Source organism: Romboutsia sp. 1001285H_161024_C4 (genome assembly GCF_015550185.1).
Classification (GTDB): Bacteria; Bacillota; Clostridia; order Peptostreptococcales; family Peptostreptococcaceae; genus Romboutsia_C; species Romboutsia_C hominis.
This window is the reverse complement of sequence record NZ_JADNAJ010000019.1, coordinates 1-10,381: the sequence shown is the minus strand read 5'-3', so window position 1 is coordinate 10,381 and position 10,381 is coordinate 1. Positions and strand designations below refer to the sequence as shown.

Annotated in this window: 7 protein-coding genes and 3 rRNA genes; all 10 read right to left on the bottom strand. The window is 28.8% G+C overall.

Features of this window, described 5'->3' with window-relative positions; translation table 11 throughout:
• Nucleotides 1–328: ribosomal RNA gene (locus I1959_RS14885) — 16S ribosomal RNA — on the bottom strand; the annotation flags it as partial.
• A gap of 536 nt (nucleotides 329–864) precedes the next feature.
• Complete coding sequence (locus I1959_RS14880; protein ID WP_195238865.1) at nucleotides 865–1,491, bottom strand: YesL family protein; 627 nt, start codon at nucleotides 1,489–1,491, stop codon at nucleotides 865–867.
• A 57-nt stretch (nucleotides 1,492–1,548) separates the two neighbouring features.
• The gene (locus I1959_RS14875) at nucleotides 1,549–2,583 is read right to left on the bottom strand and encodes a LacI family DNA-binding transcriptional regulator (protein WP_195238863.1); all 1,035 of its coding nucleotides are present in this window, start codon (nucleotides 2,581–2,583) and stop codon (nucleotides 1,549–1,551) included.
• 64 nt (nucleotides 2,584–2,647) lie between these two features.
• Nucleotides 2,648–4,129, bottom strand: coding sequence for a 4-alpha-glucanotransferase (gene malQ / locus I1959_RS14870; RefSeq protein ID WP_195238861.1), 1,482 nt, complete (start codon nucleotides 4,127–4,129; stop codon nucleotides 2,648–2,650).
• 24 nt (nucleotides 4,130–4,153) lie between these two features.
• Entirely contained in the window at nucleotides 4,154–5,008 is an 855-nt protein-coding gene (locus I1959_RS14865) for a carbohydrate ABC transporter permease (protein WP_092923317.1), read from the bottom strand.
• Nucleotides 5,008–5,853, bottom strand: coding sequence for a carbohydrate ABC transporter permease (locus I1959_RS14860; RefSeq protein WP_092923315.1), 846 nt, complete (start codon nucleotides 5,851–5,853; stop codon nucleotides 5,008–5,010). Before I1959_RS14860 ends, I1959_RS14865 begins: the two co-directional genes overlap by 1 nt.
• A 184-nt stretch (nucleotides 5,854–6,037) precedes the next feature.
• Nucleotides 6,038–7,384: an ABC transporter substrate-binding protein gene (locus I1959_RS14855; protein WP_195238859.1), complete on the bottom strand. Its 1,347-nt coding sequence runs from the start codon at nucleotides 7,382–7,384 to the stop codon at nucleotides 6,038–6,040.
• Between the two features lie 187 nt (nucleotides 7,385–7,571).
• Nucleotides 7,572–9,830: a glycogen/starch/alpha-glucan phosphorylase gene (locus I1959_RS14850; protein ID WP_195238857.1), complete on the bottom strand. Its 2,259-nt coding sequence runs from the start codon at nucleotides 9,828–9,830 to the stop codon at nucleotides 7,572–7,574.
• A gap of 217 nt (nucleotides 9,831–10,047) precedes the next feature.
• A 5S ribosomal RNA gene (gene rrf / locus I1959_RS14845) occupies nucleotides 10,048–10,164 on the bottom strand.
• Nucleotides 10,165–10,302: 138 nt separating this feature from the next.
• Nucleotides 10,303–10,381 (bottom strand): 23S ribosomal RNA (locus tag I1959_RS14840); the annotation flags it as partial.

The window sequence follows — 10,381 nt, the reverse complement described above, 5'->3', positions numbered from 1 at the left end:
GAGTTTGGACCGTGTCTCAGTTCCAATGTGGCCGATCACCCTCTCAGGTCGGCTACTGATCGTCGCCTTGGTAAGCCGTTACCTTACCAACTAGCTAATCAGACGCGGGTCCATCCTGTACCGCAAAAGCTTTGATATTTTTACCATGCGATAAAAACATGTTATCTCGTATTAGCATACCTTTCGGTATGTTATCCGTGTGTACAGGGCAGGTTACCCACGCGTTACTCACCCGTCCGCCGCTCTTTACCGAAGTAAATCGCTCGACTTGCATGTGTTAGGCACGCCGCCAGCGTTCATCCTGAGCCAGGATCAAACTCTCAAATAAAAGTTGTTACCTGCTCAGACTATCATTATCTGAATATCTGGCTTGGTTTGTTTTCGATTCTTTAAGAATCAGTTATATAAATTAACCTACTGTTTAATTTTCAAAGTTCATTTTCTCGGCTTACTTATCTTACCAGGTTATTAACCTTTAGTCAAGATTTTCTTTCGTTTTATTTTTCGTCCGTATCTCTTGGACAAGTAATACTTTATCACCTTTCTAATTATTAGTCAACATATTTTTTTAATTTTTTTGTAATATATTTTTAAAAATTTATTTGTATAGGATTTTATTAACATTACTAACAGTATTAAATTAAGTAAAACTCTTTCAATCCATTTTTTATCCACATTATCAACTAATTTATTAACTTTTTTAAATTTTATCTAAGTCATAATAAACAATAAAAAATTTACTTTAATTAAGTAATGTATCAGCAAAGCGCCATGTCATAACGCCTTATCCAATTACATAAAAAAAGCATAGATTAATCTATGCTATTATATTACTTATTATTAAATAAATATATTTATACTTTTTTAATTTATATATTTGTAAAATATTTTATTTAAAAATATAGAGTTAATATATGAAGTAATCCCAAATCCAATTACCATATAAAAAAATAATATATATCCAAAATAATCAACTAATGAAAACATCAATATTATACATAATAAATTCATAGTCAACATTATTATTGTATAAGGTAGGTTTTGTATTGATATAAGAATAGAATTTACTATAGTATTTTTTATAGTGTTATTAAATTTAGATATAATAGGAAATACATATGTAAAGTTAAATAAAAATATTATTCCTACTATCGTAGATATAAGCTTTAACATTACCCCCAAAGTTTTATCAGATATTAAATTAGATATGTAAAAATCTAGTAATAATACACTTCCAACTACTATCATTAATATCCATACTACAGTGCTAATTTTAAAATTCTCTTTAAATCTTTTTATAAATTCTTTAGTAACATGTACATCTTCACCTTTAACCTTTTTTAAAGCTACAGAATATGTCGCTGTTAAAGATGCTCCTATTGTTATAACTGGTATACTAAAAACTATGAATAAAAAATTTAACACTACTATATCTGTTATCGTATCTAGCGTTTCCCAAAACTTGCCATCATATCTAAATAAATTATCCATAAAAAATCCTTTCTATTAGTTGTAATCATTACTTAAAATTATTCTTATTTTCCAAATTTATTTATCTAATTTAGAAGTTGATTGTCTTACAAGCAGTTTTCCTTCAAAGATTTTGTGTTGATTTTTACTTTTCTTATTAATTAAGTCAAATAATATCTTAGTGGTTTCCTTTGCCATTTCTTCAATAGGTTGACGTATTGTTGTTATAGATGGATTATAATAGTATGTAATATCTAATCCATCAAATCCTACAACAGAGTAATCTTCTGGTATCCTTTTTCCACACTCTAGTATAGCTTTACATGCTCCAATGGCCATGCTATCAGAAATTGCATAAATCGCAGTAAATTCTTCTTTGGAGTTTATAAGCTCTTTAGTTAGGTTATATCCATTCTCCATACTATATGAATTAGGGCTATCCCAAGTATATCTAATTAAATTTTCATTTATCGTGATATTCCTACTTCTTAAAGACTTTCTATATCCTTCTAAACGCAAATTACTTATACTCATATCTGTACTATATGATGCTAGAATTGCAATTTTTTTATGTCCATTATCGCATAAAAAATCTACTATCTTTTTACTTTCATATACATCATCAACTGATACCGATGAATATAAATTCTTATCTACATTATCTGTTATAGCTATCGTGCTTAGTACAAATGGTATTTTTATTTCTTGTAACTTATCCTCTTGGTGTGAAAAAGATCCACCTAAAAATACTATTCCTTTTAACCTTTTTTCTTTTATAAGCTCTAAAGCTACCTCAACCTCATCTTGACTAGAATCTACTCTATGCAATATAAATGTATATTTTCTATTTTGTATTTCTTCTTCAAATACTTTTATCATATTTTGAAAAAATGGGTTATCTATACCTTTTATTAATACTCCTATAGTTTTCGTATCTGAAAGTTTTAAATTTCTGGCACTATTATTAGGAATAAAGTTACTTTCTTTTATTACTTCCATAATCATTCGTCTAGTTTCTTCATTTATATCTGGATGATTATTAATAGCCCTTGATACCGTACTTACCCCTACGCCACATTTTTTTGCTATATCTTTAATTGTGATTGCCTTCATATCAACGGCTTCCTTTCAATTTAATATTTTAATGCATTAGCACATCAAATAATATATTTCAAAATTATTTTCTTCCATATACCTTTGTTAACATCCTTATTTTTTTTATTAAGTTGTTAGAGAAACAATTTGGTTTCATTCTCCATTTCCAGTTATCACCTAATGTAGATGGTACATTTATTCTAGCTTCATTACCTAATCCTAAATAATCTTGTACAGGTATTATACAAGTATTAGCCACGCTTCTCATAGCTAAACATATAAAATCCCAGTGTATTATACTTTCCCTAGTATATTTATTGTTCATGTAATTAACACACATTCTTTTGTCTTGCGGACTAATTTCTTTATACCAATCTCTAATTGTACTATTATCATGAGTCCCTGTATATACTATACAATTTTTTTCATAATTATGAGGTAAATAATCACTTTCTTCCCTTGAATCAAAAGCAAACTGTAGAATTTTCATACCTGGGTATCCTGTATCTTTCAAAAGTTGTTTTACACTTTCTGTTAAAAACCCTAGATCTTCTGCTATTATTTCTACATCTCCTAATTTTCCTTTTATATATTTAAATAAATCTAAACCTGGACCTTTTTCCCAAGATCCATTTATAGCAGTTTTTTCTCCATATGGTATAGCATAATACTCATCAAAACCTCTAAAATGATCTATCCTTACAACATCATATAATTTAAAAGAATACTCTATTCTTTTAATCCACCACTCATAATCTGTATATTTATGATATTCCCAATAATACAGTGGATTTCCCCATAATTGACCTGTTTTTGAAAAACTATCTGGAGGACAACCTGCTACAGCTGTAGGAATACAATCCTTATCTAATTGAAACAACTCTGGATTAGCCCATGTATCAGAACTATCTAAAGCTACATATATAGGGATATCTCCTATTATGGATATTCCTCTTTTATTTGCATAAGCTTTAAGCTTGCTCCATTGTTTAGTGAATAAGTATTGTTGATACTTATAAAACACAATATCATCTTTTAACTTTTCTTCATATTTCAATATAGCTTCTTCTTTTCTTGATCTAATATCATCATCCCACTCTATCCACGACTTTGAACCAAAATAATCTTTTATCGACATATATAACGCATAATCGTGTAACCACCACTTATTCTTTTCACAGTATGCTTTAAATATTTTATTTTTACTTATGTTACTTCTTTCATAAGCCTTTTTTAAAATTTTAAATCTTGATAAATATATTTTTTCATAATCTATATATTCATTGTTACTTCCCCAGTCATAACTATTACATTCTTCTTCAGATAAAAGTCCTTCTTTAACCAATTCATCTAAATCTATAAAGTATGGGTTTCCTGCGAAAGTTGAGAATGATTGGTAAGGAGAATCACCATATCCTGTAGGTCCTAGAGGCAGTATTTGCCATAGACTCTGACCTGTTTTTTCTAATATATCTACAAAATCATAAGCTTCTTTTGAAAAACTACCTATTCCATATTTTGAGGGTAAACTTGAAATAGGTAACAACATCCCACTTCTTCTCATAATCTCTCTCCTCTACCCCTTATATTATCCTTTAACAGCACCAGCAACTACTCCTTCTATTATGTGCTTTTGACATATTAAATAGAAAATTATAATAGGAATGATTGCTAATACTAACATAGCCATCATCGCACCCATATCTCTATTTCCATTAGAACCTACTAACATTTGAATTACTACTGGTATAGTTTTGTATTTTGTAGATAAACCGATAACTAAATAAGGTAGTAAGTAGTCATTCCATATCCACATAGCATTTAGTATGGCAACAGTGATTGCAGTTGGTTTTAAAATAGGAAGAACTATGTAAAAATATGTTTGTAAAGGATTACATCCATCTATCATAGCAGCTTCTTCTATTTCTAGTGGAATTGATTTTATAAAACCACTAAACATAAATATCGATAATCCTGATCCAAATCCTAAATATAACGCTACCATACCTAACGGATTTGCTAGATGTAAAGTATCAGCTAACTTTACCATCGGGAACATTACCATCTGAAAAGGTACTATCATAGAAAATACAAATAAGTAATACAACACACTTGTAAATTTACTCTTTACTCTTGTAATGTAATATGCTGTCATAGAAGTAAAAAGTAAAATTACTACTACTGACATTATTGTAATAAAAAATGACCATCCAATAGCACTTAAAAACCCTGTTTTCTGTAAACCATTAATATAATTTGTGATACCTACAAATGTTTCTGCCGTAGGTAAGGAAAAAGGATTGTCACTTATAAAGAATTTTCCCTTAAATGAATTTACAACTATAAATATAATCGGTGCTAAAAATACTACTACTAATGCACAAAGTATGATAAATACTATATTGTCTCCTACATTCTTTTTTCTAGCCATTGTGTTTTGCATTACTGTTCAACCTCCTTCTTTCTAGTGAAGTATAATTGAGAAAGAGCTATTACCGCTACTATAACAAAGAATATAACTGCCTTAGCTTGACCAACACCCTCATAATTATTTCTTCCATAGAATGTATTAACTATATTAAGAGCTAGCATTTCTGTTTTATGCATTGGGGCTCCATTAGTTAATGCTAAGTTTTGGTCAAATAACTTAAAGCTATTTGATAAAGTTAAAAAAGTACAAATTGTAATAGATGGCATTACCATTGGTATAGTTACATTTTTTAGTGTCTGCCATTTTGTTGCTCCATCAATTTTTGCTGACTCTATTAATTCATTAGGCACACTTTGAAGCCCAGCTATATAAATAATCATCATATACCCTATCATTTGCCAATTCATAAGTATAATTAATCCTATAAAGCCATACTTTTGATTAGCAACAAGAGTCGTTCCATAATTAGCTAAAAATGAATTTATCATAGACTGCCAAGTATACCCAAGAACTATCCCACCTATTAAGTTTGGCATGAAAAATACAGTTCTGAAAAAGTTTGTCCCTCTTATCTTTTTTGTTAAAAAATAAGCAAGGGTAAATGCAAGTATGTTAACTGTTATAATAGATATAATTGTAAATATCGTAGTAAATCCAAAAGCCTCAACAAACCCTTGACCTGCTGAAAAAGCCTTTTTATAGTTTTCTATTCCCACAAATGTTGCATCACTTATTGTAATAAACTCACAAAAAGATAAATATAAACCTGTTATAAAAGGAATTATAAATGCAATAGAAAATGCAATCAGAGTTGGAATTAGGAATATCGGAAAGTATTTTTTTAGTGCTTTTTGCATAATGTTCCCCCTAATATTAATAATTTTAAACTTCTTATGACAAATTAGTTTAAAGAAAAAGCTTAAACCATAAACAAGCATTTCTCTCATCAAATAAATAGGATTTATCCTAAATTATATTAACGATATTATACTGTTATCTATGGCTAAGCCCTTTCACTTACAAATCAAATTAATTCAAAATTTATTTAGATGCTTCTTTTTCACTTGCCCATTCTTCAACTACTAATTTCTTAACATCTTCCCACTTCATATTTCCATTACAATACTCAAGTAATGCTGCACCAAAATCATCTTTAAATGTTTGGCTAGGGAAAGAAGTAAAGTTCCAGTCTACATTGTATAAATCTTTATTTCCTAAATATCTTAAAACTTCTTTAGCTAATGGATCTTGAGGTGTTTCTGAATCTTTGAAAGTATTAAATGGAGCTATGAAACCTAATTCATTTGTTACATGATTTTTACCTGTATCAGAAGTGAATAACCATTCAACAAACTCAATTGATGCTTTTTGATCTGCTTCTGAAGCTTTACTATTTATAGAGAAGAAATTTTCTGTTCCTATACAAAGTCCTTGTTTTTCTTCGCCTTCAATACCTGTATATATCGGCATAAATTTAACATTTTCTGCTTTAACAGTATTTCCTTCAACTTCTGCTATTTGACTCCATCCCCAGTTACCATTTTGAACCATTGCAGCTTTTCCAAGTGCAAATTCAGCCATTGAGTCTGAAACTGTCTTGCTACCTAATAATGCAGGTTCACAAGTTGAGTTATTTATGTATAGGTCAAATATATTTTTAAAGTTATCTGAATAAGTAAAATCTATTTTGCCTAAGTTAGATACTCCCTTATCTTTATATTCATAATAAACAGGAAGATTCGCTAAATGAGTCTGCCATCTCCAATCTTCACCAGGAGTTAGTGATGTAGAAGCAAATACTCCATCTATTCCTAATTGATCTTTTTTAGATTGCATATCTTCTGAAACTTCTTTTAATTTTGTAAAATTATTTATTTCATCTATTGATTTAGCTTTTGCACCATCTAATGCAAAGTATTTATCCATTATTTCTTGGTTGTATATTATACCATACCCTTCCTCAACATAAGGTATACCGTACACTCCATCCCCATCTTTTATAGCCATATCTTGATTTAATAATTTACTATAAAGATTTGTATCTTTTAAATCAGCACAATACTCTTTCCATGATTCATATCCTACTGGACCATTTATTTGGAATAATGTAGGAGCATCTTTTTTAGCTATTTCTGACTTTAATGTTTGTTCATAAGTTCCACTTGCAGCTGTAACTACTTTTACTTTTACACCAGTTTCTTTTTCATAATCCTCAGCAATTTTCTTCCATTGTGATTCTGATTCTGGCTTGAAGTTTAGGTAATATACTGACCCCTTACCATCTTCCTTAGCTGTACTATCATCAGAGGATGAAGAACATCCTGTTAGTGCTGCTGTTGTTAAAACTGCAGATAAAGCAATTGTTACAAACTTTTTCAATTTAATCATAGTAAATCCCCCTTTTTTAATTTTCATCCCTTTGAAGCCTTACTGGTAACGTTACCGAAAACGTTACTGATATCGGTTTCCTGACCCTTTACTTAAATATTATCATCTACAATTCTCAAAATCAAGAAATTATTCTTTTATACTTTGTCCTTTATTGTGATCATATGCTGTTTTATAATTGACTTTTCTACTGTAACTTCCAAATATCTTTATTATACTGATTTATAGTTCTATCTGAAGAAAAATAACCTGCTTTACTTATATTAACTAGCATTCTTTTTGCCCACTTATTTCTATTTTCATATTCTTTAAAGACTTCCTCTTTCTTTTTGCAATACTCATTAAAATCTAATAAAGCCATAAACCAATCTTTCCTTATTATTTCTTTATATAGCCTAATAAGATTTTCTTCACATCCAATGTGCATTAACTCTTCACTAACAATAAAATCTACTATTTCTTTTATATTTTTATCCTTTATATAAATATCAAGAGGGTCATAATCTCCATTTTCATAGTGTTTAATTACATTATCACTCTTCTCCCCAAATATAAATATATTATCATCTCCAACAAGTTCATGTATTTCTACATTAGCTCCATCTTCTGTACCTAGCGTTAATGCTCCATTTAGCATAAATTTCATATTACCAGTTCCACTTGCTTCCTTTGAAGCTAATGAAATCTGTTCTGATATATCGCATGCCGGTATTAGTTTTTCTGCAATAGTAACATTATAATTTTCAACCATTACAACTTTTAAATATTTACTAACTTCTTCATTATTATTTACAAGTTCTTGTAAACATAATATTAAATGTATTATATCTTTTGCAATAGTATATGCTGGGGCAGCTTTTGCTCCAAATATAACTGTAATAGGAGTTTTTGGTGTATTCCCTTGTTTAATTTGCAAATACTTATAAATTACATATAATGCATTCATTTGTTGCCTTTTATATTCATGTAACCTTTTTATTTGTATATCAAAAATAGAATTTTCATCTATATCTATATTTTGAGTCTTTTTAAGATAATTTTTTAATTCAACTTTATTAGAATGTTTTATATCTAATAACTTTTGAAGTACTTTTTCATCATTTATATATTTTATCAAGTCTTGCAATTTTTCTGCCTCAGCTTTAAATTCATCCCCTATCAATTCTTCTATAAACTCTGTTAATAGTGGATTACAATGAATAAGCCATCTTCTAAATGTTATTCCATTCGTTTTATTATTAAACTTTTCAGGATAAATTTTATAAAAATTATTTAATTCATTATTTTTTAATATATTAGTATGAAGCGATGCTACTCCATTTACGCTAAAACTATAGTGTATATCTATATGAGCCATATTTACATTATCATTTTTATCTATAATGTACACAGACTCATCTTCATAAATTTCTCTAACTCTATCATCTAACTCATTTATTATAGGTATAAGTTGTGGAACAACCTTTTCTAAATATTTAATAGGCCATTTTTCTAGAGCTTCAGCTAAAATTGTGTGGTTAGTATATGCACATGTTTTAGTTACAATTTTTATAGACTCATCTAATTCTATTCCTCTTTCAACTAATAAACGTATAAGTTCTGGTATAATCAAAGTTGGATGAGTATCGTTTATCTGTATTACTGCATATTCATCTAAGTCATGTAAGTTGCTTCCTTTTGCCATACACTCATCTAATATATATCTAGCACCATTACTTACCATGAAATATTGTTGATAAATTCGAAGAAGACGACCTTCTTCATCACTATCATCAGGATATAAGAATAAAGTAAGATTCTTTTCAATATTATCTTTATCAAAATCTATACCATCTTTTACTATACTTTCATCAATCGTTTCTATATCAAATAAATGAAGTTTATTAGTTTGATTATTATATCCTGTAACATTAATATCATAAAGTATAGATTTTAAAGTAAATTCCCCAAAATTAATATCATAAGTCGTACTGGTTTTATTCAACCACCCGACCTTATCAATCCATTCATTTTTTTCTTCTGTTTGTAAGTTATTATTGAATACTTGTTTAAATAAACCAAAATGATAATTTAAACCAATACCATCTCCTGGAATCCCCAAAGTTGCTATAGAATCTAGAAAACATGCTGATAATCTACCAAGACCACCATTTCCTAAAGATGGCTCAGGCTCTATCTCTTCTATCTCAGATATATTTTTTCCATGCTTTAATAAGATTTCTTTTACTTGATCATATATACCTAAATTTATCAAATTACTAGATAATAATTTTCCTATCAAGAATTCTGCTGATATATAATATAATTTCTTTTTGCCTTGATTTTTGATTACTTTTTTCTCGCTAAGCTCTTGAACTAATTCTAGTAATGCAAAATAAATTTCCTCATTTGAACAATCAGATATGTCTTTATTAGTTTTTAATTTTAGGCCTTCTGATAAATTCACCTACAATCCCCCTTTTTATTGACTAAATATTTTATTTAGCAATTTTGGAAACGTTATCGGAATCGTTTCCAAAATTGCTAAAATTTTTACTCTTAAGGTAATTGTAGTTTATTAAACTTTTTTTCACAACATATTTTTTTGATTTGCGATTTTTTTATAAATTTATTCCAATATTAAATACTTAAAATTTTTATATTTTTGAACGCAAAAAAAGATTACGTGGCTACGTCTTACTCTCCCAGGAGGTCGCCCTCCAAGTACCATCAGCGCTAAAGAGCTTAACTTCTGTGTTCGGTATGGGAACAGGTGTATCCTCTTTGCTATAATAACCACATAATCTTTATCTTTTAGAGTTAATACTCTGAAAACTGTATATCATCTAGAGTTAATCATTTTATTCTTAGCAACCGAAATCTTCCTTATTAAAATTTTAATAAGGATTTGGTTGGCGATATAAACCTTTAAGTTTATTTTGGTCAAGTCCTCGACCTATTAGTATCGATAAGCTAAATACATTACTGCACTTACACCTTCGACCTATCAACCAGGTA

Bases quoted from the DNA above. Each gene is read 5' to 3' on its own strand.
- I1959_RS14855 (WP_195238859.1), bottom strand. From the start codon at position 7,384: ATGATTAAATTGAAAAAGTTTGTAACAATTGCTTTATCTGCAGTTTTA.
- I1959_RS14880 (WP_195238865.1), bottom strand. From the start codon at position 1,491: ATGGATAATTTATTTAGATATGATGGCAAGTTTTGGGAAACGCTAGAT.
- I1959_RS14860 (WP_092923315.1), bottom strand. From the start codon at position 5,853: ATGCAAAAAGCACTAAAAAAATACTTTCCGATATTCCTAATTCCAACT.
- I1959_RS14875 (WP_195238863.1), bottom strand. From the start codon at position 2,583: ATGAAGGCAATCACAATTAAAGATATAGCAAAAAAATGTGGCGTAGGG.
- I1959_RS14865 (WP_092923317.1), bottom strand. From the start codon at position 5,008: ATGCAAAACACAATGGCTAGAAAAAAGAATGTAGGAGACAATATAGTA.
- malQ (WP_195238861.1), bottom strand. From the start codon at position 4,129: ATGAGAAGAAGTGGGATGTTGTTACCTATTTCAAGTTTACCCTCAAAA.